The organism is Nocardiopsis camelliae (assembly GCF_028993595.1).
GTDB classification, from domain to species: domain Bacteria; phylum Actinomycetota; class Actinomycetes; order Streptosporangiales; family Streptosporangiaceae; genus Nocardiopsis; species Nocardiopsis dassonvillei.
Genome location: NZ_CP118614.1, coordinates 362,643 through 386,588, shown reverse-complemented (window position 1 = coordinate 386,588; position 23,946 = coordinate 362,643). Strand labels below are relative to the sequence as shown.

Annotated in this window: 17 protein-coding genes; 9 read left to right on the top strand and 8 right to left on the bottom strand. The window is 71.9% G+C overall.

Annotated elements, in window-relative coordinates:
* Positions 1-785: 785 nt before the first annotated feature.
* A complete protein-coding gene (locus tag PV789_RS01845; RefSeq protein ID WP_274975877.1) occupies positions 786-1,931 on the bottom strand; it encodes a polysaccharide lyase in 1,146 nt (381 codons plus the stop codon).
* A gap of 424 nt (positions 1,932-2,355) precedes the next feature.
* On the opposite strand from PV789_RS01845, the gene dnaK reads away from it, so the two are divergent.
* The 5 genes from dnaK to clpB all read left to right on the top strand — a co-directional run bounded on the left by dnaK (position 2,356) and on the right by clpB (position 9,484).
* Complete coding sequence (gene dnaK / locus PV789_RS01840) at positions 2,356-4,209, top strand: molecular chaperone DnaK (RefSeq protein WP_212641841.1); 1,854 nt, start codon at positions 2,356-2,358, stop codon at positions 4,207-4,209.
* Positions 4,210-4,244: 35 nt separating this feature from the next.
* Positions 4,245-4,997, top strand: coding sequence for a nucleotide exchange factor GrpE (gene grpE, locus PV789_RS01835; RefSeq protein WP_212641842.1), 753 nt, complete (start codon positions 4,245-4,247; stop codon positions 4,995-4,997).
* A 139-nt stretch (positions 4,998-5,136) separates the two neighbouring features.
* Positions 5,137-6,300, top strand: coding sequence for a molecular chaperone DnaJ (gene dnaJ / locus PV789_RS01830; RefSeq protein ID WP_274975876.1), 1,164 nt, complete (start codon positions 5,137-5,139; stop codon positions 6,298-6,300).
* Positions 6,297-6,782, top strand: coding sequence for a heat shock protein transcriptional repressor HspR (locus PV789_RS01825; protein WP_248773132.1), 486 nt, complete (start codon positions 6,297-6,299; stop codon positions 6,780-6,782). The genes dnaJ and PV789_RS01825 overlap by 4 nt, the downstream gene beginning before the upstream one ends.
* 86 nt (positions 6,783-6,868) lie before the next feature.
* Complete coding sequence (clpB, locus tag PV789_RS01820; protein WP_274975875.1) at positions 6,869-9,484, top strand: ATP-dependent chaperone ClpB; 2,616 nt, start codon at positions 6,869-6,871, stop codon at positions 9,482-9,484.
* A 169-nt stretch (positions 9,485-9,653) separates the two neighbouring features.
* Here the strand turns inward: clpB and PV789_RS01815 are convergent, their stop codons facing one another.
* The 6 genes from PV789_RS01815 to PV789_RS01790 all read right to left on the bottom strand — a co-directional run bounded on the left by PV789_RS01815 (position 9,654) and on the right by PV789_RS01790 (position 13,708).
* Positions 9,654-9,917, bottom strand: coding sequence for a type II toxin-antitoxin system Phd/YefM family antitoxin (locus PV789_RS01815; RefSeq protein WP_274975874.1), 264 nt, complete (start codon positions 9,915-9,917; stop codon positions 9,654-9,656).
* Positions 9,918-9,997: 80 nt separating this feature from the next.
* Positions 9,998-10,984 (bottom strand): NAD-dependent epimerase/dehydratase family protein, encoded by a 987-nt coding sequence (locus PV789_RS01810; protein WP_274975873.1) that lies wholly within the window; start codon positions 10,982-10,984, stop codon positions 9,998-10,000.
* A 100-nt stretch (positions 10,985-11,084) separates the two neighbouring features.
* On the bottom strand, positions 11,085-11,486 hold the full coding sequence (locus PV789_RS01805) for a TA system VapC family ribonuclease toxin (RefSeq protein WP_274975872.1): 402 nt from the start codon (positions 11,484-11,486) through the stop codon (positions 11,085-11,087).
* Entirely contained in the window at positions 11,486-11,716 is a 231-nt protein-coding gene (locus tag PV789_RS01800) for a hypothetical protein (RefSeq protein ID WP_274975871.1), read from the bottom strand. Before PV789_RS01800 ends, PV789_RS01805 begins: the two co-directional genes overlap by 1 nt.
* A gap of 134 nt (positions 11,717-11,850) precedes the next feature.
* Positions 11,851-13,113, bottom strand: a complete 1,263-nt coding sequence (locus tag PV789_RS01795; protein WP_274975870.1) for an RNA polymerase sigma factor — start codon at positions 13,111-13,113, stop codon at positions 11,851-11,853.
* Between the two features lie 154 nt (positions 13,114-13,267).
* Positions 13,268-13,708, bottom strand: a complete 441-nt coding sequence (locus tag PV789_RS01790; protein ID WP_274975869.1) for a YciI family protein — start codon at positions 13,706-13,708, stop codon at positions 13,268-13,270.
* Positions 13,709-14,086: 378 nt separating this feature from the next.
* On the opposite strand from PV789_RS01790, the gene PV789_RS01785 reads away from it, so the two are divergent.
* From PV789_RS01785 to PV789_RS01775, 3 genes are all read left to right on the top strand, one after another.
* Positions 14,087-14,728: an OB-fold-containig protein gene (locus PV789_RS01785; protein ID WP_274975868.1), complete on the top strand. Its 642-nt coding sequence runs from the start codon at positions 14,087-14,089 to the stop codon at positions 14,726-14,728.
* Between the two features lie 239 nt (positions 14,729-14,967).
* On the top strand, positions 14,968-17,007 hold the full coding sequence (locus tag PV789_RS01780) for a flotillin family protein (protein WP_274975867.1): 2,040 nt from the start codon (positions 14,968-14,970) through the stop codon (positions 17,005-17,007).
* A 10-nt stretch (positions 17,008-17,017) separates the two neighbouring features.
* Entirely contained in the window at positions 17,018-22,102 is a 5,085-nt protein-coding gene (locus PV789_RS01775) for a DNA repair ATPase (RefSeq protein ID WP_274975866.1), read from the top strand.
* Between the two features lie 57 nt (positions 22,103-22,159).
* On the opposite strand, the gene PV789_RS01770 is transcribed toward PV789_RS01775, so the two are convergent.
* Positions 22,160-22,765, bottom strand: coding sequence for a suppressor of fused domain protein (locus PV789_RS01770; protein WP_274978017.1), 606 nt, complete (start codon positions 22,763-22,765; stop codon positions 22,160-22,162).
* Between the two features lie 669 nt (positions 22,766-23,434).
* Between PV789_RS01770 and PV789_RS01765 the strand changes: the two genes are divergently transcribed.
* Positions 23,435-23,842: a hypothetical protein gene (locus tag PV789_RS01765; protein WP_274975865.1), complete on the top strand. Its 408-nt coding sequence runs from the start codon at positions 23,435-23,437 to the stop codon at positions 23,840-23,842.
* Positions 23,843-23,946: the final 104 nt, after the last annotated feature.

Sequence of the window (23,946 nt, the reverse complement as noted above, 5' to 3'; positions counted from 1 at the left end):
CCGGTGCGCCACACACCGGGGGTCGAACTATATGTTACTAGCGAGTAATGCCGCGGTCGCCACCGGATGCCCGACCGCTCGTGGGACGGACGCCCCGCCGCCGTCGCCGCGGGCCGCCGGGTCGCGGAACCCGGTCGGCGCGCCCGCGCCGGTGCCGTCCGGCGCTGGCGCCGGTACCGGTGTGACAGGACCGCGCGGGTGTGCCCGAACAGGTCCCGGGCGCACCGCACGTCCTATATGTAGCGGACGGCGGACGCGGGACGACTCGACGGGGGTATCGGTGACTTCACCGTCTCTCCCCTATTACCAGGTTGCTGCATCGCCGGGAGTGGAACAACCACGGATCCGCGGCTGTGGACAACCTCCGGGGGTCCTCCGGCGGGGTCGTGCTCGGAACCGTCGCCGGGACCGTTCCCGGGCGCCCTCCCCGGCACCGCCTCCGAGGTCCGCGCCCGAGGATCCGGGCACGGGTGCCGTGCCGGAGGGCCGGGCACGGGTGCCGTGCCGGAGGGCCGGGCACGGGTGCCGTGCCGGAGGGCCGGGCACGGGGGCCGTGCCGGGAGTCGAGTGCGGGTCCGCCCTCGCGAGCGGTGCGGCGCGCGGGCACGGCGAAGCCCGGGACGCCCTGGGACCCCCCGTCTTCCAGTCTCGCGAAGGGACACGGCCCCCGGCAACGCCCGCCCCTCGCCTGTGGACGACTCCCCGAGCGGGGTCCGTGCGGCGCGACGCGCGGGGTCCGTCCCGGACGGACCCCGGCGGAGCGGTTCGGGTGAGGCGGTCGGGGGTCAGGCGCAGCCGCCGAGCTCGCAGATGTCGGCGCGCGAGGTGGAGACCTTCAGGTCGTCGTACCAGACGTAGCTGTCGTGGGCCGGGGCGAAGCCCTCGGTGGAACCGCCGAAGAAGGACGAGAGGTAGGCCTTGTCCACCAGGTCGTCGTCGGTCACCAGGCGCAGGCCGGTGACCAGCGCGGCGGGCTCGCCGTTGTAGAAGACCTCGATCTCCCCGTCGGGCTCGGCCCGGCCGTCGGTGACCGTGTTGACGCGGACCCGCTGGGCGATGTGCACCCACTCGCCCCGGGGGAGGTGGACGACGGACCCGTCCGCGACGAGGGGCTCGGAGTCGCCGAACTCGCCCGCCTTGTCCATGTGGTAGTAGTACAGCTCCGCCTTGCCGTCGCGGCGCCAGACCACGCGCGAGGTGTAGCCGTTCTCACCGGTGCACACGTCCCCGCCCGAGCAGCCCGCGCCCCCGGCCAGCCCGAAGCCCAGCTTCCCGCCGAACGAGGTGGTCCCCCAGCTGAAGTCCTCGCCCAGGCGCGCCCAGAAGGACAGGTAGTACTCGCGCGCCGGGGAGAGCTGGAACGGCGCCAGCCCGCCGGACTCCTGCGCGCCGATCTTCCCCTCGGGGTAGAGCACGCGCAGCGACTGCCCGCCCCCGTGGGCGGGCACGGAGTCGTCGATGACGGCGCGCTCCTCCAGGCCCCTGGCGCTGGAGGCGTACCAGCCGTCCTCCTCCCACTCGTCGAGGGTGTAGGCGGTGCCCGCGGCCGGGCGCTCGAAGGTGTTGTGCCGGTACGTGGACGAGAAGGCGTCCCCGGCGTCTCCCCCGGACGCGGGGCCGTCCCCGTTGGTCCCGGCGGCGCCCTCCCCGGATCCGGTTCCATCCCCGGCGGGCCCAGAGCCCTCGGCCCCGGCCCCCTCCCCGGCGGTCGCGTCAGCGCCCCCGGCGGGCACGGCGGCCTCCCCCGGCGGCACCGCGACGTCACCGCTGGACGGCGGAGCCTCCGCGGCGGGGGTCCGGACCTCTCCGGCGGGTGCGGTGGTGTCCCCGATCAGCCGCGGGTCGTCCTGGGCGGACGCGGGGGCGGCGCCCAGCGCGGGCAGCAGCACCGCGGCGGCGAGCGCGGAGGCGAGCAGGGCCTTGGGCGTCACGGGCGTCTCCGTTTCAGGGGTACGGCGGTCGCCGCCCGGCGGCACCGGCGCGTCGGCGGCAGGGCCATCGTCGGCCGCCGGACGCCGGTGCCCGGCGCCGCGACACGGGCCTTTCCCTCCGCTTGACCTGAAGGCGCCCCTCCGGTGACCGCCCCTTCCGGGGCCGCCCGTGGCCGCGCCCCGAAGCCACCCCAGGGGAACCCCGACCCTCCCTGATCTTGCGGGTCAAGGTTCTCCCCGACTTGTCCCGGGGTTCGCCCATATCCCCGATCGGAGTGCCCAGGTCGGGAACATCCCGGTCCGGCCGCCCGTTGTCAGGACGTAGGAACCAACTTGAGTCGGGTCAACTCAACTGACTTGACAGCCCTCAACCGACGAAGCAAAATTACGTCTGAACGACTCAACTTTGACGGAGGAAGCAACCATGGCACGTGCGGTCGGAATCGACCTCGGTACGACGAACTCGTGTGTCGCGGTCCTGGAGGGCGGCGAGCCCACGGTCATCGCCAACGCCGAGGGCGCCCGTACCACCCCGTCCGTCGTCGCCTTCGCCAAGAACGGTGAGGTGCTCGTCGGCGAGGTCGCCAAGCGCCAAGCGGTCACCAACGTCGACCGCACCATCCGCTCGGTCAAGCGCCACATCGGCACCGACTGGACGGTGAAGATCGACGACAAGACCTTCAACCCCCAGCAGATCAGCGCCTTCGTGCTCCAGAAGCTCAAGCGCGACGCCGAGGCCTACCTGGGCGAGGACGTGACCGACGCGGTCATCACCGTCCCGGCCTACTTCAGCGACTCCCAGCGCCAGGCCACCAAGGAGGCCGGCACCATCGCGGGCCTCAACGTCCTGCGCATCATCAACGAGCCGACCTCGGCCGCGCTGGCCTACCACCTGGAGAAGGAGGACGAGGCCACCATCCTGGTCTACGACCTCGGTGGCGGCACCTTCGACGTCTCCCTCCTGGAGGTCGGCGACGGCGTCGTGGAGGTCAAGGCGACCAACGGCGACAACCACCTGGGCGGCGACGACTGGGACCAGGCCATCGTCGACTGGCTGGTCGAGCGCTTCAAGAACTCCAACGGCGTGGACCTGTCCAAGGACAAGATGGCCCTCCAGCGCCTGCGCGAGGCCGCGGAGAAGACCAAGATCGAGCTGTCCAGCTCCAGCGAGTCGGCGATCAACCTGCCCTACATCACGGCCTCGGCCGAGGGCCCGCTGCACCTGGACGAGAAGCTCTCCCGCGCCGAGTTCCAGCGCCTGACCGCCGACCTGGTCGAGCGGACCAAGACCCCGTTCCAGCAGGTCCTCAAGGACGCCGGGATCAGCCTGGACCAGATCCACCACGTGGTCATGGTCGGCGGCTCCACCCGTATGCCCGCCATCGTGGACCTGGTCAAGGAGATGACCGGCAAGGACCCCAACAAGGGCGTCAACCCGGACGAGGTCGTGGCCATCGGCGCCTCGCTCCAGGCCGGTGTGCTCAAGGGCGAGGTCAAGGACGTCCTGCTGCTGGACGTCACCCCGCTGTCGCTGGGCATCGAGACCAAGGGCGGCGTGTTCACCAAGCTCATCGAGCGCAACACGACCATCCCGACCAAGCGCTCCGAGATCTTCACGACGGCCGACGACAACCAGCCGTCCGTGCAGATCCAGGTGTACCAGGGTGAGCGCGACATCGCCCAGTACAACAAGAAGCTGGGCGTCTTCGACCTGACCGGTCTGCCCCCGGCGCCGCGCGGCGTCCCGCAGATCGAGGTCGCCTTCGACATCGACGCCAACGGCATCGTCAGCGTCACCGCGAAGGACCTGGGCACCGGCAAGGAGCAGTCCGTCACCATCTCCGGCGGCTCCGCGATGTCCAAGGACGACATCGACAAGATGGTCCGCGAGGCCGAGCAGTACGCGGAGGAGGACCGCAAGCGCCGCGAGGAGGCCGAGGTCCGCAACAACGCCGAGTCCCTCGTCTACCAGACCGAGAAGGTCATCAAGGACAACGAGGACAAGGTCCCGGCGGACGTGCGCTCCGAGACCGAGGCCGCCGTCGCCGAGCTGAAGACCGCGCTGGAGGGCTCCGACGTGGAGGCCATCCGCACCGCGAGCGAGAAGGTCGCGCTGGCCAGCCAGAAGATCGGCTCCGCCATCTACAGCCAGGGCCAGCAGGGCGCCGAGGGCGACGCCGCCCAGGGCGCCCAGGGCTCCGCCGACGACGCCGACGTCGTGGACGCCGAGATCGTCGACGAGGACAACAAGGGCACCCAGGGCAACCAGCAGTCCTGATCCCGGTTCGAGTCGAGGAAGGAGGCGTGTCTCAGATGGCACCGTCGGAGAACACCAACGGCACCGGCGACGGTGAGGAGCGCCAGGGGCCGGTGATCCGGGACAACCGCCGGATCGACCCGGAGACCGGGCAGGTCCGCAACCCCGAGGCCGAGGGCGACGCGACCGAGGAGATCCCCGAGGTCGCCGAGGAGGAGGTCGTCGAGGCCGACCTGGAGGACGTTGAGGTCCCCGACACCCCCGAGTCGGTGGTGTCGGAGGCGATCAACGCGGACGAGCGGGTCGTCGAGCTCACCAACGACGTCAAGCGGGTGCAGGCGGAGTACGCCAACTACCGCAAGCGCGTGGACCGCGACCGCGTGGCCGTCCGTGAGATGGCCACCGCCCAGGTCCTCGGCGAACTGCTGCCGATCCTGGACGACGTCGGCCGGGCCCGTGAGCACGACGAGCTCAACGGCGGGTTCAAGGCGGTGGGCGAGGCCCTGGAGGCCGTGGTCACCAAGCTGGGCCTGGAGCGGTACGCGGAGAAGGACGACGAGTTCGACCCCAACATCCACGAGGCGCTCACCCTGGTCCCCGTCCCGGGCATCTCGGTCCAGACCGTGATCGAGGTGTTCCAGCCCGGGTACCGCATCGGTGAGCGGGTCCTGCGCCCGGCCCGCGTGGTCGTCGGCGATCCCGCCGACGGCGGCGAGGAGGCCGCGTCCGGCTCCGCCGCCGAGGGCGACGGCCCCGGCGGGGAGTCCCCGGCCGCGGACGGCGCCGACGGCGGGGAAGACGACAGGTAACGGGTCCGCCCGTTGATCCTCCGGCCGCGGCCCCGCGTGAGCGGCGGCCGCGGCCGGAGCCGGACCCCGGCCCGACGCGGTGCGGGGTCACATGGAAGCATCGGACGCAACCGGCACCAGCGGGGGAAGGCACCAGTCGATGAGCACCAAGGACTACCTGGAGAAGGACTACTACAAGGTCCTGGGAGTCTCAAAGACCGCCTCGAAGGACGAGATCAAGCAGTCCTACCGCAAGCTGGCCAGGGAGAACCACCCGGACGCGAACGCCGACGACCCCGGCGCGGCCGACCGCTTCAAGGAGATCTCCGAGGCCTACAACGTCCTGTCGGACGAGAAGCGCCGCAAGGAGTACGACAACGCGCGGTCGCTGTTCGGCGGCTCCTACCGCCCCGGCGGCGGAACCGGTCCCGGCGGGTTCGACATGGGCGACCTGTTCGGCCAGGGCACCGGCGGGACGGGTACCGCGGGCGGCGGCGAGCGGCTGAGCGACCTCTTCGGCGGGCTGTTCGGCGGCCGCGGGCGCGGGGGAACCACCCGCAGCAGACGCGGCGCCGACGTCGAGACCGAGACGACACTGACCTTCCGCGAGGCGGCCGAAGGCGCCACGCGCTCCTTCCAGCTGGCCAGCGAGGCGGCCTGTCCCACCTGTAAGGGCACCGGCGCCAAGTCGGGCACCGCCCCGCGGATGTGCCCCAAGTGCTCCGGCACCGGGCACGAGAACACCAACCTGGGCGGCTTCTCGCTGTCCGAGCCGTGCAGCGAGTGCAAGGGCCGCGGCCTGGTCGTGGACGACCCCTGCCCCACGTGCAGCGGCAGCGGGCGCGGCAAGAGCACCCGCACCGTCCAGACCCGCATCCCCGGCGGCGTGACCGACGGGCAGCGGATCAGGATCAAGGGCAAGGGCGCGCCGGGCGAGAACGGCGGCCCGACGGGTGACCTCTACGTCGTCGTCCACGTGAAGGAGCACCCGGTGTTCGGCAGGAGCGGCGACAACGTGACGATCACCGTCCCGGTGACCTTCCCCGAGGCGGCGCTCGGCGCGGACGTGCGAATCCCCACCCTCAACGGCTTCCCGGTGACCGTGAAGGTCCCGCCGGGCACGCAGAACGGGCACAAGCTGCGGGTGCGCGGCAAGGGCGCGAACCGCAAGGACGGCACCACCGGCGACATGCTCGTCACGATCGAGGTGGCGGTACCGAGGACTCTCAACGGGGACGCACGCGAGGCTCTGGAGAAGTTCCGCGCCGCGACCTCCGACTACGACCCGCGCGACGGACTCGAAACGCGGGCGAAGGGTGCGTGAACGACGTGAACGACTCCTTCGGCGCTGACGCTCCGGTCTACGTGATCTCGGTCGCCGCGGAGCTCGCGGGGATGCACCCGCAGACCCTGCGCCAGTACGACCGACTGGGGATCGTCTCGCCGGGCCGCGCGTCCGGCCGGGGGCGCCGCTACTCCATGCGCGACGTGCAGACGCTGCGCCAGGTGCAGCGGCTGTCCCAGGAGGAGGGCATCAACCTCGCCGGGATCAAGCGGATCCTGGAACTGGAACACGAGGTCGAGCAGCTGCGGGAGCAGGTGTTCCACCTGGCCAACGAGCTGGAGGCGGCCCGCCGGGCGGTGGCCCGCCGGGGCCGCCCGGCCGACGGCGGCACGGGGGTGCGCGGCGAACTGGTGCGCCGCACCCGCGTGACGATCTTCAACACCGCCGAGCCCAGGAACGACGACGAGGAGCGGGGCAGGGGCCGCGGCGCCCCGGGCCGCACCGACGACGAGCAGGACTGACGGAACTCCGCCACGGCGACACGGGGGCGCGGTCGGCCGTCGGACATCACCCCCCGTGACACGACACGTGAAAGGAGTCACCGCGCATGAACTACAAGCTCACCAAGAAGAGCCAGGAGGCCCTGTCGGTGGCGATCCGCCGGGCCACCACGGACGGCAGTCCGCAGACGGAACCCGTGCACCTGCTGGCAGCCCTGCTGGACCAGGCGGAGGGCATCACCCGCCCGCTGCTCAAGGAGGTCGGGGCCAACCCGGACGCGCTCCGGGACAGGGTCGAGGCGGCCGTCGGCGCGCTGCCCAAGGCGGCCGGTTCCACGGTCAGCTCGCCCAGCTCCTCGCGCCAGCTGATCGTCTCCATCAACACCGCGGCCCAGCGCGCGCAGCAGATGGAGGACGAGTACGTCTCCACCGAACACCTCCTGGTGGGGCTGGCCGCGGACGGCGGCGAGGCGTCGAAGCTGCTCACCGAGGCCGGTGCCACCCCCGACGCGCTCCTGGAGGGGTTCGAGCGGGTGCGCGGCTCGGGCAAGGTGACCTCGGAGAACCCGGAGGACACCTACCAGGCCCTGGAGAAGTACGGGGTGGACCTGACCGAGCGGGCACGCGAGGGCAAGGTGGACCCGGTGATCGGCCGCGACGGCGAGATCCGTCGGGTCATCCAGGTGCTCAGCCGCCGCACAAAGAACAACCCCGTGCTCATCGGCGAGCCGGGCGTGGGCAAGACCGCGGTCGTGGAGGGCCTGGCCCAGCGGATCGTGGCCGGTGACGTGCCGCAGTCCCTGGTGGGCAAGCGGCTGGTGAGCCTGGACCTGTCCGCGATGGTGGCGGGCGCCAAGTACCGGGGCGAGTTCGAGGAGCGGCTCAAGGCGGTGCTCTCGGAGATCAAGGAGTCCGAGGGCCAGGTCATCACGTTCATCGACGAGCTGCACACCATGGTGGGCGCCGGCGCCGCCGAGGGCGCCATGGACGCGGGCAACATGCTCAAGCCCATGCTGGCGCGCGGCGAGCTGCGCATGGTGGGCGCGACCACCCTGGACGAGTACCGGGAGAAGATCGAGAAGGACCCCGCCCTGGAGCGGCGCTTCCAGCAGGTCATGGTGGGCGAGCCCTCGGCCGCGGACACGATCGCGATCCTGCGCGGGCTCAAGGGCCGCTACGAGGCGCACCACAAGGTGCAGATCGCCGACTCGGCCCTGGTGGCCGCCGCGACCCTGTCCGACCGCTACATCACCGCGCGGTTCCTGCCGGACAAGGCGATCGACCTCATCGACGAGGCGGCGTCCAGGCTGCGCATGGAGATCGACTCCAGCCCGGTGGAGATCGACGAGCTCCAGCGCACCGTCGACCGCCTGAAGATGGAGGAGATGGCGCTCGACAAGGAGTCGGACCCGGCCAGCCGTCAGCGGCTGGAGCGGCTGCGCGCGGACCTGGCCGACCGGCAGGAGCAGCTCAACGGGCTCGTGGCCCGCTGGGAGCAGGAGAAGGCCGGTCTCAACCGGGTCGGTGAACTCAAGGGGCAGCTCGACGACCTGCGCACGCGGGCCGAGCTGGCCCAGCGCGAGGGCGACTTCGGCGAGGCCTCCCGGCTGATGTACGGGGACATCCCGCAGTTGGAGAAGCAGGTCGAGGAGGCCAGCCGGGACGAGGAGAGGGCGGCCAGCCGGGGCGACGCCACCATGGTCAAGGAGGAGGTGGGCGCCGACGAGGTCGCCGACGTGGTGTCGGCGTGGACCGGCATCCCCGTGGGGCGCCTGATGGAGGGCGAGACCTCCAAGCTGCTGCGCATGGAGGACGAGCTGGGCAGGCGCCTCATCGGGCAGAAGGACGCCGTGGCCGCGGTGTCGGACGCGGTGCGGCGGGCGCGGGCGGGCATCTCCGACCCGGACCGGCCGACGGGGTCGTTCCTGTTCCTGGGCCCCACGGGTGTGGGCAAGACCGAGCTGGCCAAGGCGCTGGCGGAGTTCCTCTTCGACGACGAGCGCGCGATCGTGCGGATCGACATGAGCGAGTACTCCGAGAAGCACTCGGTGTCGCGGCTGGTGGGCGCTCCCCCCGGTTACGTGGGGTACGAGGAGGGCGGCCAGCTGACCGAGGCCGTGCGCCGCCGCCCGTACACGGTGGTGCTGCTGGACGAGGTGGAGAAGGCTCACCTGGAGGTGTTCGACACCCTGCTCCAGGTGCTGGACGACGGCCGCCTGACCGACGGCCAGGGCCGTCAGGTGGACTTCCGCAACACCATCCTGATCCTCACCTCCAACCTGGGGTCGCAGTTCCTGGTGGACCAGTCGCTGGAGGAGTCGGTGCGCCGCGACCGCGTGCTCGACGTGGTGCGCGCGACGTTCAAGCCGGAGTTCCTCAACCGGCTGGACGACGTGATCATGTTCGACGCGCTGTCCACCGAGGACCTGACGCGGATCGTGGACCTGCAGGTCGACAAGCTGGCCAGGCGGCTTGCGGACCGGCGGCTGGGGCTGGAGGTGTCGGCGGGCGCCCGCGAGTGGCTGGCGCTGACCGGCTACGACCCCAACTACGGCGCGCGTCCGCTGCGCCGACTGGTGCAGTCCTCGATCGGCGACCCGCTGGCGCGCGAGCTGCTGTCGGGCGACCTGGCCGAGGGCGCCACCGTGGTGGTGGACGTGGACGAGGGCGCGGACAGGCTCCGGGTGACCTCGCACGGCGCGGAGGAGGCGCCGGTGGCCTGAGCCGGGCGCCGGGTCGTACACGGAGAAGCAGCGCGAAGGGCCGTCTCCAGGGGAGGCGGCCCTTCGCCGTGTCCGCGGCCGGCCGGTCGGCTCTCAGACCGGAATGACCCGTACGACGCTGTCGAGGCCGACGAAGTCGCAGGTGCTGAGGGCACCCTCATCGAACCGGTCAGCCACGGCCGCCCTCCCCGACCCTGCCCTCACCACCGAAGAACGCGTCAGCTTCCTCGCGCATCAGTGCGAAGTCCATCCGGAGGAGCCTACGATGCCGTTCCGCCAGTTGCTCCGCGGTGAGGCGCCGACGGCGCGGAACCGGGCTGATCCGGGCCACCTCAACCCCGTTACGGGTCACATGGAAGGTCTCCCCCGCCTCGACCTCTTCCATGACGGAAGCCGCGTTGTTACGGAACTCGCGCTGGGTGATGGTCTTCATGCTCCCAGTGTGGCCCGAGGTGTCTCACCGTGCCATGCCCCGGCTCGGGGGCGGCCGGAGCACGAGAGCGCGAGGCCGGATCAGGCTCCGGCGAGGAGGCGGGCCTCCACCTCCGGGTCCAGGCCGACGCGGGGGCGGTCCGGGCGCTGGGGCGCGCCGCCCTCCAAGCCCCTCAGCCAGGTCCAGGTGTCGGCGACGGTCTCGGTCACCGGGCGGCAGCGCAGCCCCGTCGCGAGCGCCCTGGACACGTCCCCCCGGTGCAGGGCGTCGTACAGCTCACCGGGCGGCACCCACACGGGCAGCTCGGTCCACGGCTGGACGCCCGCGTCGAGGATGAGCCGGGGGTCGGTCCAGCGCAGTTCGGCGTCCGATCCCGTGACCGCCGCGCACGCCTCCAGGAGTTGCCCGGTGGTGGTGTGCCCCGGCGGGCTCACCAGGTTGTGGGGGCCGCCCAGCCCGGCCTCGGCGGCGTCGAGGGTCCAGGCGGCCAGGTCGCGCGCGTCCACGTACTGAAGGGGCAGGTCGCGGGGTCCGGGTGCCAGGACCGGGCCGCCCCGGGCGATCCGCTCCAGCCACCAGGGCAGGCGGCCGATGTTCTCGTACGGTCCGAGGATCAGGCCCGCCCGCACCGACAGGGCCCGCTCCGCGAAGGCCGCCTCCGCCGCCAGCTCGCCGCCCCGCTTGTCCCGCGCGTAGTCGGTGCTCCCGGCCTCGGGCGAGGCGTCCACGACCGGCCCGTCCTCGTCCAGTCCGGACGCGGCGGGGGACGCGTAGACGGAGCGGCTGGAGACGTAGGAGTAGTGCCCGGCCCGGTCGGCGAGCAGCTTCGCGGCGGCGGCCACGGCGGACGGGGCCCCCGACCAGGTGTCGACGACGGCGTCCCAGCGCCCTCCGGCCAGCGCGCCGAGCCCGCCCGCCTCGGTGCGGTCGCCGTGCAGGGCGGCGGCACCGGGGGGCGCGGGGTGCCTGCCGCGGTGGAAGACGGTGACGTCCCAGCCCCTGGCGAGCGCGTCCTCCACGACCGCCCGCCCCACGAACTCGGTACCGCCAAGAACCAGAAGTCTCATGTCCGGGAGTCTGCCGGTCGGCGGCCCGACCCGCCAGAGCCGCCTGCTCAGGGCAGAACCGCGCCCGGCCCCGGCACCGCTCCCTGCGACGGGGGCCGACTCACCCGGGGGTGGGCACCAGTTCGGCCACGTCACCGTGGAGCTTGGCGAGTCCCTGGTCGAACGTGGCGAGTCGCCCGTCGTGCACCCTGGCGAGTTGCGCGAGGTAAGCGTCGGTCACCTGCCGGTGACCGATCACACCGTGCATGATGACGTCCGTGTACGCGATGGAGTCGGGCCAGAACTCGTGCCGCTCGTCGGCCGCCAAAGCGGCGACGACCCTCCTGGCGATCTCCGCGTCCTGCCCTTCCCGGAGGAGGAGGCGCACCAGGCTTCCCTGGGTGATCGGGCAGGTCGCGAAGGCGGTGTCGACCTCGGTGATCCAGGCCTCCGCGGCCCGGTGGTGCACGTGGTCGTCCACCACCAGGGCGATGAGGACGTTGGCGTCCAGAAGAACGGCCATCAGTCCTCGTCCTCCAGTGCGCGCACGTCCTCGGTGGTGATGACGGAACCCAGGTGGACCAAGGGCAGCCCGGTCCTGGGGCTCTGCGAGACCTCGCGGACCGGGCCGCTCTGCCCCAGTCCCCGACGCATCAGATCGGTGACCGTCTCGCTCAGGCTCCTCGACGTGTCCCGGGCTATCGAAACGGCCTGCTGGTGCAGGTCCGCTGGAATGTCGATCGTCGTTCGCATGACCACATCATATCTTCTCTGCATCATGATGCGGAGAAGACGACCTCGCACAGAACGCAGGGCGACCGGGGTCAACCGTCAGGCGCACCGCGCGGAGCGCTCCGAGCGGCGCCTCAGCGGAGCCGGTGGCCCGGTCAGTCCTCGCAGACGCGGGCGCGCTCCAGGAGCAGCGAGCGCTCGCGCTCGTTGCGGGTGAGGGAGGCCGCGCGCTCGAACTCGGCGCGGGCCTCGGCCCGGCGGTCCAGCCGCACGAGCAGGTCCGCGCGCACGGCGGGCAGCAGGTGGTAGTCGCCCATCCCCGGCTGGTCCCGCAGCGCGTCCACGATCTCCAGCGCGGGCTCCGGGCCCGAGGCCATCGACACCGCCACCGCCCGGTTCAGCTCCACGACCGGCGATCCGGTGACCCGCACCAGGGCCAGGTACAGTCCGGCGATGACCGTCCAGTCGGTGTCGGCGGCAGTGACCGCCCTGGCGTGCTCGGCCGCGATGGCCGCCTGGAGCACGTAGGGCCCGCCGGGTCGGCTCCGGTCCGGCGGCAGCGCCCTGAGCAGGGCCTCCATCCCGCGTGTGATGAGCAGGCGGTCCCAGAACGCGCGGTTCTGCTCGGCCAGGGGGACGGGTTCCCCGCCGGGTCCGACGCGGGCGCGCAACCGCGAGGCGTGCAGCTCCATCAGCGCCACCAGCCCGTGCACCTCGCGCTCCCCGGGCAGCAACTCGGCGAGCACGCGGCCCAGGCGCATGGCCTCCTCGCACAGCGTGGGGCGCGTCCACTCCGTGCCCGAGGTGGCGGTGTAGCCCTCGTTGAACACCAGGTAGACGACCTCCAGCACGGAGGCCACCCGGGCCTGGCGGTCCTCGCCGACGGGCACCTCGAAGGGCACCCTCCTCTTGGCCAGGGTGCGCTTGGCGCGCACGATGCGCTGGGCGACGGTGGACTCGGGCACCAGGAAGGCCCGGGCGATCTCCTCGGTGGTGAGCCCGCCGAGCAGGCGCAGGGTGAGCGCGACGCGTGCCTCGGTGGACAGCACCGGGTGGCAGCACACGAACATCAGCCGCAGGAGGTCGTCGCCGAAGTCCTCCTCCAGGACGGCGTCGAACTCGGCCTGCCCGTCGTGCTCGGCGATCTCGCGGCCGAGGTCGGCCATGTGCCGCTGGAAGCGCTCGTCGCGGCGCCAGCGGTCGAGCACGCGCCGCTTGGCGACGGTGGTCAGCCAGGCGCCGGGGTTGTCGGGAACCCCGTCTCCGGGCCACTTCTCCAGTGCGCTGACCAGCGCGTCCTGGGCGAACTCCTCGGCGAGGCCGACGTCGCCGACCATGCGGGTGAGCGCTGCGACGAGGCGGGCCGACTCGATACGCCAGACCGCCTCGACCGCGCGCGTGGCGTCGGTGTGGCTCACGGGGCAATCTCAGCACCACGGGCACCCCGCCGCAAGCCCGCGCGGCGGCCGTCGTCGGCCGCCGTGCGGGCCGTGCGGACCGTACGCGACGCCCGGAACGGGCTGCGGCCCGCGGGTGCGCCGGAGCACCGCGGGCCGCACCGGCACGGGCGGGTCAGCCGCCGTGCGAGTACCCCTCGGCGCGCAGCTCGCGCTCGCGCTCCTTGAGGTGCTCGGGCATCTCGTCGCCGAAGTCGTCGGTGTCGAAGATCCGCCGCAGCACCAGGCTCATCTCGGTGTCGTCGCCCTCCGGCGGGTGCGGGCAGCGCTTGGCCCACTCCACGGCCTCCTCGTGCGAGGACACCTGGATGACCCAGTACCCGGCGACGAACTCCTTGGCCTCGGCGAAGGGCCCGTCGGTGACGGTCGCGGCGCCGTTGCTGAAGGTGACCCGGGTCGCCTCGGAGGCGGGGGCCAGGCCGTCCCCGGCGAGCAGGACACCGGCCTTGACCATCTGCTCGTTGTAGGCGGCCATCTCCTCGAAGACCTCCGGGCTGGGCTCGTAGTCGGCGGCCTCGGACTCGGCGGTCGACATGATCGACATCATGTAGCGCATGGTGTTCGCCTCTCGTGCGGTGTGGGGGTCCGTTCCCCCGCTCTCATCCACACGTCGAACGGCACCGCACCGGATCGACACCTCCCCGGATTTTTTTCTCGGGAATTCTCTCCGCGCCTCCGCCGCACCGCGCACAGGGCCCCTGAGCAGCGAACACACCCCCGGACACCGTGGGGAACCGCGTCACCTTCTTCCCTCCGCTCCCTCCACAACCGTGTTCGGCGTCGGCCGCGTCGTCACCGCAGCCGCCCGGCAGCCGTCCGCCCGGTCCGCGACGCGTCCCGGTGGCCGCAAACGGCCAAGGGGACGCCCGCCCGCGTCGCGGAGCGGGCGGTTCGGTAGAGTTCCGGCACGGTTCGGCGCGGAGGAGGGTGACGGGTGGGGATGTTCCTGGACACCGCCTTCGGTTTCCCGACCGTGCTGTTCACCCCGCTGCTGGTCGTCGTCGCGGTCTACTGGCTGCTCGTCTCGGTCGGCGCCACCGGCTCCGACGCGCTCGACAGCGTGGACGACTCGGGTGAGGCCGCGGGTCTGAACTCCCTGATGAGCCGCGTGGGACTGGGAAGGGTTCCGGTCACCGTGGCGCTGAGCTCCCTGGTCTGCGTCGCCTGGTTCGTGAGCATGATGGGAAGCATCATGACCAGCCTCCTCCACACCACCTCCACCCCCCTGCTCATCGCCCTGGGCCTGGTGGTCCTGCTGATCGCGCTCGTGGCCGCGTGGGCGGTCACCAGCGGCCTGGTCATGTCGGTGCAGCGCTTCCTGCCCAGCCGTGGCAGCGGTTCCAAGAACGAGCTGGTCGGACGCACCTGCGTGATCCGCATCGGCGAGGCCAACGAGGGCTTCGGCCAGGCCGAGATCACCACCGCGGGCGGCGCCGCGATCTCCATCCCGGTGCGCACCACCGGCGGCGAGGTCCTGCCCGTGGGCAGCACAGCCCTGATCTTCGACCACAGCGCCGAGCAGGACGTCTTCCTGGTCACCTACTTCGACGCCGCACTGGACCCCGGACAGGGCTGAGACGCGTCTCCTTGGGGCTCCGCTCCACCCCATGTCCAGGCGCCCCCTCCGCCCCCTGCGCTCCATCCGCGGCTTCCCGGCCGTCAAGTAGAAGGTGGTACGCGGAACCGTTCGCGACCGCGCCGCGTCACATCTGTCGAGCGCCCCCGACCGGGGGCCGGATCCCCGCCGCCGTACCCCCCGCTCCCGACGCGCTTTCCCCCTCTTACGCACATCCCCTTGCAGAAAGAGACCCCCACGTGTTGCTGAGTGCCACCGCGAACGGCCAGGAGGCCGCGGACGCGGCCTTCCTGACCGTCGGCGTCGCCCTTGCCGTCGGCGTCGTCGTCCTCATCGCCCTGCTCCTGATGGTCACCCGCCTCTTCCGCAAGGTGGAGCAGGGCAAGGCGCTGATCATCTCCAAGGTCCGCGACGTCCACGTCACCTTCACGGGCGCGATCGTCCTGCCGGTCCTGCACAAGGCCGAGATCATGGACATCTCGCTCAAGACGCTGACCGTGGACCGGCGCGGCCGCGAGGGCCTGACCTGCAAGGACAACATCCGCGCGGACATCAAGGTGTACTTCTACGTCCGGGTCAACGAGACCGCGGAGGACGTCAAGAAGGTCGCCAAGTCCATCGGCACCGAGCGCGCCAGCCACCAGGACACGCTCCAGGAGCTGTTCAACTCCAAGTTCTCCGAGGGCCTCAAGACCGTCGGCAAGCAGTTCGACTTCGAGGAGCTGTTCACGCACCGCGAGCAGTTCCGCCAGGCGATCATCTCCCTGATCGGCACCGACCTCAACGGCTACAGCCTGGAGGACGTGGCCATCGACGAGCTGGAGCAGACCCCGCTGCACCAGCACGACGCCAACAACATCCTCGACGCGCAGGGCATCTCCAAGATCACCGAGCGCACCGCGATCGAGCACAAGCGCACCAACGAGTTCGAGAACGACCGCCGCAAGGAACTCGACCGGCAGAACACCGAGACGGCCGAGACCCTCGCCGAGCTGGAGAAGCGCCGCGAGGAGGCCGCCGCCAAGGCCAAGCGCGAGATCGAGATCATCCGCGCCCGCGAGGAGGCCGAGACCGCCCGCGTGCAGGCCGAGGAGCGCCTCAAGGCCGAGACCGCCAACATCCGCACCTCCGAGGCGCTGGGCGTGCAGCACCAGAACCAGCAGCGCGAGATCGCGGTGGCCGAGAAGAACCGCGAGCGCGTCATCGCCATCGAGAGCGAGCGCATCGAGAAGGACCGCCTGCTGGAGGTCATCGGGCGCGAGCGCGAGACCGAGCTGAGCCGTATCGCCAAGGACAAGGAGGTCGAGGCCGAGAAGCGCGAGGTCGCCGACGTCGTCCGCGAGCGGATCGCCGTGGACCGCACCGTGGCCGAGCAGGAGGAGGCCATCAAGCGCCTGCGCGCAGTCGAGGAGGCCGAGCGCACCCGCCAGGCCGTCATCATCCAGGCCGAGGCCGAGGCCCAGGAGAACCTGGTCAAGGACATCAAGGCCGCCGAGGCCGCGGAGGCCGCCGCCAAGCACAGGGCCGCCGAGGAGCTCACCCTGGCCGAGGCCCGCCAGCAGGCCGCAGAACTGGACACCCGCGCCAAGATCCGCCTCGCCGAGGGCATCCAGGCCGAGGCCGCCGCGGCCGGTCTGGCCGAGGTGCAGGTCCGCCACCAGGACGCCGAGGCCATCGAGAAGGTCGGCCTCGCCGAGGCCGCCGTGGCCAGCGAGAAGGCCCGCGTCGAGGCCGAGGCGGTGGAGCAGAAGCTGCGCGCCGAGGCCGCCGGTCTCACCGACAAGGCCGAGGCCATGTCCGCCCTGGACCAGGTCACCCGCGAGCACGAGGAGTACCGCCTGCGTCTGGAGGCCGAGAAGGAGATCCGCCTGGCCGGGATCAACGTGCAGCGCGAGGTCGCCGAGGCCCAGGCCACCGTGCTGGCCACCGGCCTGGAGAACGCCGACATCAACATCGTCGGCGGCGACGGCGCCTTCTTCGACCGCATGGTGGGCTCCATCGGCCTGGGCAAGGCCGTGGACGGCTTCGTCGGCAACTCCAAGACCGTGCAGGCGCTGGGCGGCAACTGGCTCAACGGCGAGGGTGACTTCGCCGCGGACATGCGCAGGGTGATGGACTCGGTGTCCACCGAGGACGTCAAGAACCTCACCGTCTCCGCGCTGCTGCTCAAGCTGATCGGCGCGGGCGGCCCGCAGGCCGACAAGCTCGACGGCCTACTCGGCACCGCCCGCTCCCTGGGCGTGGACCAGCTGCCCGCCTCCGCCCTCGCCAAGCAGTAGGGGAACCTTCGTGACAGAGGCCCTGTCCCAGGAGACCGAGGGGCCGGACGCCGGGGACGCGCGTTCGCTGGACGCGGGCACCTACGAGGTGCTCCGCGCCCGGCTGCGCGAGCAGACCGGCGAGCTGGCCCGGCGGACCGAACGGCTCAACGCGCGACGGCTGGAGGTGTTCGGCGGCACCGAGCTGACCCTGCTCGGCACCGAGCGCGTGCGCACCGAGCACAACTGCGTGCCCCGGGACATCGTGAGCGTGGGGCGTCCGGCCGCGGACGGCGCCGACGGCGCCGTGATCCTGTTCGGCTACAACGTGTTCATCGGCATGCAGCGGGAGACCCACGTACCCGACGTGTTCTCGCTGCACCGCTACGAGCGCGCCGACGACGGCTTCGCCTTCGCCGACGCCGACGCCGACGGGGGCGCCGTCCCCGGGCTGCTCGACGACGAGCGGTTCCAGCAGGACTTCGGCCAGCTCTACCGGTACTACCGCGACGCGCGCCTGCTCCAGCTGCGCCGGGTCGAGGAGCGGCTGCTGGCCGTGTTCCAGACCGGCCCGCGCACCGAGGACGTGCGCGTGCTGCGGTGGTCGGTGACGCCGACGGGCGAGATCGCCTACCTCGACGCGCGCGGCGAGCGCGACCACGTGTTCCCGCCCGCGCACGACTTCGAGTGGGTGGAGGCCACCCGCGAGGACCACGTGGCGGGCCGCCACCCGCACATCTCGATCCTCGACGAGCTGTTCGTGGAGACGGTCGGCGGCGACCTCACCATCAAGGTGGAGAACAACACCGAGGTCGGCGAGGGCGTCTACAGCGAGCCCGTGGACGAGCCGTTGCAGAGCCTGGCCGACGCGTCGGTGCACCACGCGCGGGTGGGCCCGCTCATCCTGCTGCGCGTGCTGCCCTACAACGAGACCGAGTGGCGCCACCTGGTCTTCAACACGCGCACCAAGGAGGTCGAGCGCCTCGACGGCATCGGCCAGTCCTGCCAGCGCCTGCCCGACGACCAGGGGCTGATCTTCCCCGGCGGCTACTACCTGGCCACCGGGGTGGCGCGGACCTTCGACACCGACGTCACCGACCTGGAGTTCGAGCGCGTCGTGCGCTCGCCCAACGGCGAGGACGTGCTCTACGTCTTCCACTCCCGCGCGGACGGCCGCAGCCTGCTGCTGCCCTACAACACCATCCGCAAGGAGGTCGCCACCCCGATCGTCTGCCACGGGTACTCGCTGTTCGACGACGGCACCATGACGGTGTTCCGCGACAACTCGGGCGAACCCACCCGGGTGCACCCGATGCAGGTGTGGCAGACGCCGTACGCGTCGGACGTGTACGCGGCGGCGCAGCCGGTGGGGACCGGGCCGCTGGAGCGGATCGGCAACGCCGAGCTGGTGCGGGGCGTGTCCGAGTGCCTGTCGGTGGCGCGCATGGCCGAGGACATGCGGCCCTCCACCGAGGTGTTCGAGGCGCTCATGGCCGCCTGCCGCCGGGTGTCGGACCGGTTCCACTGGCTGGGAGAGGAGGAGCTGGGCGACCTGGCGGCGCCCCTGTCGCAGGTGCGCGACACCGCCGCGCGGGTGCTGGAGGAGTTCGAGACCGTCCAGACCCTGACCCGGCAGGCCGCCGAGACGCTGGCCGGGGCCGAGGAGGAGGCGGCCTCGCTCATCCGCACCGCCCGCGGGGAGGCCCCGCGCACGGCGGAGGGCTGGGTGGCGCGGCTGACCGGGCTGCGCCGCGCCCAGGGCCGGGCGGCCACGCTGCGCGAGACGCGCTACGTGGACACCGACCGCCTGGAGGAGCTGGACGGCGGACTCGCCGAGGAGATCGACGCCACCGGCCGCCGCACGGTGGCCTTCCTGGAGCGCGACGACGCCTTCGCCGGGTACCACGACGAGGTGGAGCGGCTGGTCGCCGACGCCGAGGGCATCGGTGCGGTCAGCGCGGCGACGGCGGTCGGCGAGCGCATCGCCGAGCAGACCGAGGGCCTCCAGGTGGTCACCGAGGTGGTCGGCTCGCTCGACATCGGCGACGCCCAGGTGCGCACGCGCATCCTGGAGCGGGTCAGCGAGGTGATGGCCGGGATCAACCGGGCGCGCGCCACGCTGGAGGCGCGGCGCGGCGAACTGCTCGCCCTGGAGGGGCGGGCGGAGTTCGCCGCCGAGTTCGCCCTGCTCGGGCAGGCGATCACGGGGGCGCTGGCCGCCGCCGACACCCCGGACCGGTGCGACGAGCAGCTGGGGCGGATCATGCTCCAGCTGGAGAACCTGGAGACGCGGTTCGCCGAGTTCGACGACTTCCTCGGGGAGCTGGCGGACAAGCGCGAGGACGTGTACGAGGCGTTCTCCACCCGCAAGCAGGGGCTGGTGGACGAGCGGGCGCGGCGGGCCGACCGCCTGGCGTCGTCGGCCGCCCGCGTGCTGGAGAGCGTTCAGCGCCGGGTCGCGACTCTGAACACGCTGGAGGACGTCAACACCTACTTCGCGTCGGACGCGATGGTGGCGCGGCTGCGGCGCACCTCCGAGGAGCTGCGCGCGCTCGGCGAGACCGTGCGCGCGGAGGAGCTGGACGGGCAGGTGCTGGCCGCCCGGCAGGAGGCGGGCCGGGCCCTGCGGGACCGTGCCGACCTGTTCGAGGGCGGCGCGGGCGGCGAGACGATCCGGCTGGGCCGACACCGCTTCGCCGTGAACACCCAGCCGATCGACCTCACCCTCACCCCGCACGGCGGGGAGATGTCGGTGGCGATCACCGGCACCGACTTCCGCGCGCCGGTCACCGACGAGGGGTTCGGTCGGACCCGGCACCTGTGGGACCGGGTGCTGGTGTCGGAGAGTCCGCAGGTGTACCGGGCCGAGTACCTGGCCGCGTCGGTCCTGGCCGCGGCCGAGGAGGGCGCGCAGGGGCTGACGCCGGAGCGGCTGGCCGAGGCGGAGGTCGGTGCGCGGGGCGGGGCGTCGCCCGAGCGACCGGGCGAGACGGGGGCGGGGGCGCAGGACGGGTCGTCGCTGCTGGACCTGGTGCGCGGCTTCGCCGAGGCCCGCTACGACGAGGGCTACGAGCGGGGCGTGCACGACCACGACGCCGCGCGGATCCTGTCGGTGCTGCTGCGGCTGCGCGCGGGAGCCGGGCTGCTGCGGTACCCGGGCGGAACGCGGGCCGCGGCGCAGGTGTTCTGGGCCTTCGGCGCCGACGAGGAGCGGCGGTCGGCGTGGCGGACCCGGGCCGGTTCGCTGGCGCGGGCCCGCGAGGTGTTCGGGGTGCGCGGGTCGGCCGCGGTGGACGCGCTGCGCGCGGAGCTGGCGGCGGCCGTGGACGGGTTCCTCACCGACACCGGGCTCCACCAGGAGGCCGACCTGGACCTGGTGGGCGAGTACCTGTTCGAGGAGATCGCGGCGGAGGGGCCCGGGGAGCGGGGGTTCGTGACCGGCGCGGGCGCCCGTCTGCTGCTGGACCGGTTCCACCGGGCGGTGGGCAGTGCGCGGGAGAGCACGCGCAGGGCCTTCGAGGAGGACCTGCGCGCGCTCGACGGCGACCTGAACGCGCGCCACCAGCTGGTGGCGGCCTGGTTGGAGGCGTTCGCGACCACCCTGGAGGAGGTGGACCCGGGCGACCTGCCCGAGGCCGCCGCGATCGAGCTGACCGGCGGTGCCCTGGAGCGCTACGAGTCGTCGGCGGCCGTCGCGGAGGACGTGGACGGGCTGCTGGGGTCGCACCCGCGCGTGCGCGAACGCTCCCTGGAGCTGCGGCTGGACGAGTTCCTGCCGCGCACCCGCCGGTTCCGGCTGGAGGAGGTGCCCGCCTACCGGGACTTCCAGCGGCGCCGCAACGAGCTGGTGGCGGCCGAGCGCGAGCGGCTGCGGCTGGAGGAGTACCGGCCCAAGGTGATGAGCGGGTTCGTCCGCAACAGGCTCCTGGACGAGGCGTACCTGCCGCTGATCGGCGACAACCTGGCCAAGCAGCTGGGCGCGGCCGGGGACGACAAGCGCACCGACCAGAGCGGCCTGCTGCTGCTCATCTCCCCGCCCGGCTACGGCAAGACCACGCTCATGGAGTACGTGGCCAGCCGTCTGGGACTGGTGTTCGTCAAGGTCAACGGTCCGGCGCTGGGGCACGCGGTGACCTCGCTGGACCCGGACGAGGCGCCGGACGCCACCTCCCGCCAGGAGGTCGAGAAGATCTCCTTCGCGCTGGAGATGGGCGCCAACACGATGCTGTACCTGGACGACATCCAGCACACCAACCCCGAGCTGCTCCAGAAGTTCATCTCGCTGTGCGACGGCCAGCGGCGCATGGAGGGGGTGTGGAACGGGCGGACCCGGACCTACGACCTGCGGGGCAAGCGCTTCGCGGTGTGCATGGCGGGCAACCCGTACACGGAGCAGGGCAAGCGGTTCCGGATCCCGGACATGCTGGCCAACCGCGCCGACGTGTACAACCTGGGCGACGTGCTGGCGGGCAGGGAGGAGCTGTTCGCGCTGAGCTACGTCGAGAACGCGCTCACCTCGAACCCGACCCTGGCCCCGCTGTCCACGCGGAGCAGGGAGGACGTGTACCGGTTCGTGCGGATGGCGCGGGGCGACGACTCGGTGGGCGCGGACCAGCTCGACCACCCCTACTCGGCGGTCGAGGTGGACCGGATCGTGTCGGTGCTGCGCAAGCTGCTGCGGGTGCAGGAGGTGGTGATGACCAACAACGCGGCCTACATCGCCTCCGCCGCGCAGTCGGAGGAGGCGCGCACCGAGCCGCCGTTCCGGCTCCAGGGCTCGTACCGCAACATGAACCGGCTGGCGGAGAGGATCGTGCCGGTCATGAACGACGCCGAGGTGGAGGCCGTGATCGACGACCACTACCTGGGCGAGGCGCAGACCCTGACCTCGGGCGCGGAGGCCAACCTGCTCAAGCTCGCGGAGCTGCGCGGGGTCATGACCTCCGAGGAGGAGGCCCGGTGGACGGAGGTCAAGGAGGCCTTCCGGCGCGGCCGCGCGCTGGGCGGCGCCGAGGACGACCCGATGACCAGGGCCATCGGCGCGATGGGCCTGCTGGCCGACCGGGTGGGCGAGATCGGCGCCGCGATCGGGCGGGAACGGGGCTCCGGGCGCTGACCGGATGACACGTGCGGGCCGCCACACCCTACGGGTGGCGGCCCGCTGGCATCGGGCTCAGAGGCGGACGGGTTCGCGCGAGGGGTCGGTGACCATCCTCGGGTCGCGGTCCCGCAGGAGTGCGACGAGCGGCGCGGCGGTCCCCGCCCGCTGCATGGCCTCGCCCTCCTCGGCCAGCAGGCCGACGAGCTGGAAGAAGAGGACGATCCCGTTCGGGGTGTCCATGGCGCGGACCTCGGTGTCGGGGACGATGACCAGCGAGGTCATGTCGCCGTTGGCGGGCTCGCCGCCGAGCGGGGACGGGGTGACGATCCAGTGGCCCACGTCCAGGTCGCTGCCCGCGACGAAGCGGTCGGCCAGGGCGTGCATGACGCGCAGGATCCAGGCGGGCACGGCCTCGTCGCCGTCCTCGCGCGGAACGCGGCAGGTGAACTCGAAGCCCGACCCGGAGACGCGGGGTTCCCCGCTGGTCTTCTCCCCCAGTTCGGTCAGTCCGAAGGACACCAGCAGCCACTGGCCGTCCAGGGGGTAGGCGAGCACCCCGTCGAGGCCTTTGTCCGACTTGCCGTCCGGCGCGAACTGGATGGTCAGCGGCTGCACGTCGGGGTACCGCTCCGCCCACTCCTCGTAGATCCGGACGAGTCCGGGCAGCATCTCCAGCATCGCGTCGTCGCTCTCCACCTCGGGTGACGGGTCCGGGTCCGAGGATACGAGCGCGCCGGGAGCGCACGGGCCAGGAGCGGAAGACGGAGGCGGGAGGCGGGCGGCGGGACGGCCCGGGGTCTGCCGGGGACCGTTCGGGCGGCGCGGATTTCACGGAGTCCACCCCGGATAATCCGAGTATTTCCCCGGACGGGAGAACCACGGAGCCCGAACGCGCATCCAAGGGAAAGCAGGACGCTTTTAACCACTCCTGCGCCCTCCGCTAAGAGCCTCCCGCCTCGCCGTGGATAAATCGGAGGAACCGGCAATGCCTAACGGGATATTTAACTTCCGTCATTGATCATGGACACAGGCGGCGAGGGACCCTCCCGGACACGGAACACCTGGGGTCGCGCCAGCCTGCACAGACAGCGACGCCCACCAGGCGACAGGCCATCATTCCCTCACCCGGACAGTACAAACCGCTCCGCCACGATCAATCCTTGAAATTCGACGGCAAACCCTCCTACCTCTCCGGACTGATGCCACTACAGCACTCCCGGGATTTTCTCCGACATCCCAGCTCCGTGTTTGATCAGCCCACCTGAGGGCATGCCGTCACATAACGCACTCATCCCCCAATCCCTGGCGAGTCCATTCACACACCGCTCCCCAAAGGAAAGGAACGCGATGAATCGCGACATCCGCACCAGCGCGCTGGCCGTTCTCTCCGCCGGTCTGCTCACCCTCGGTGCCACCGGCTTCAGCCCGGCGGCGGCCGCCGAGCAGGGAGGAGCCGAGACCCAGGGTGTGGAGGCCAGCGCCGACGGGTTCACCGGAACCCTCTCCGGCGAGGTCGTGCACCTGGCTCCGTACGAGTACATCGTCGGCGACCAGGCGTTCTACGTCACCGAGGACACCCAGATTCTCGGCGGCCTGTACACTTGCGCGCCCGAGGTCCCCAACGACGACATGACCGGGACCGTGGAGTGCAGCATCGAGGAGTTCGAGGCCGAACTGAAGGACGGGACCGTCGTCCTGGCCGGAGTCGAGGTCGAGAACGGTATCGCACAGACGATCACCGAGTTCCAGGCCTGATCCCCGGGAACCGGGACAGCCGGTGACCGGGTTCCAAGGGGCGCTGCTCCCGCACGGGGGCACCGCCCCTTCGGCTTGCCCACAGCCGTTTCCCGACTCCGCGC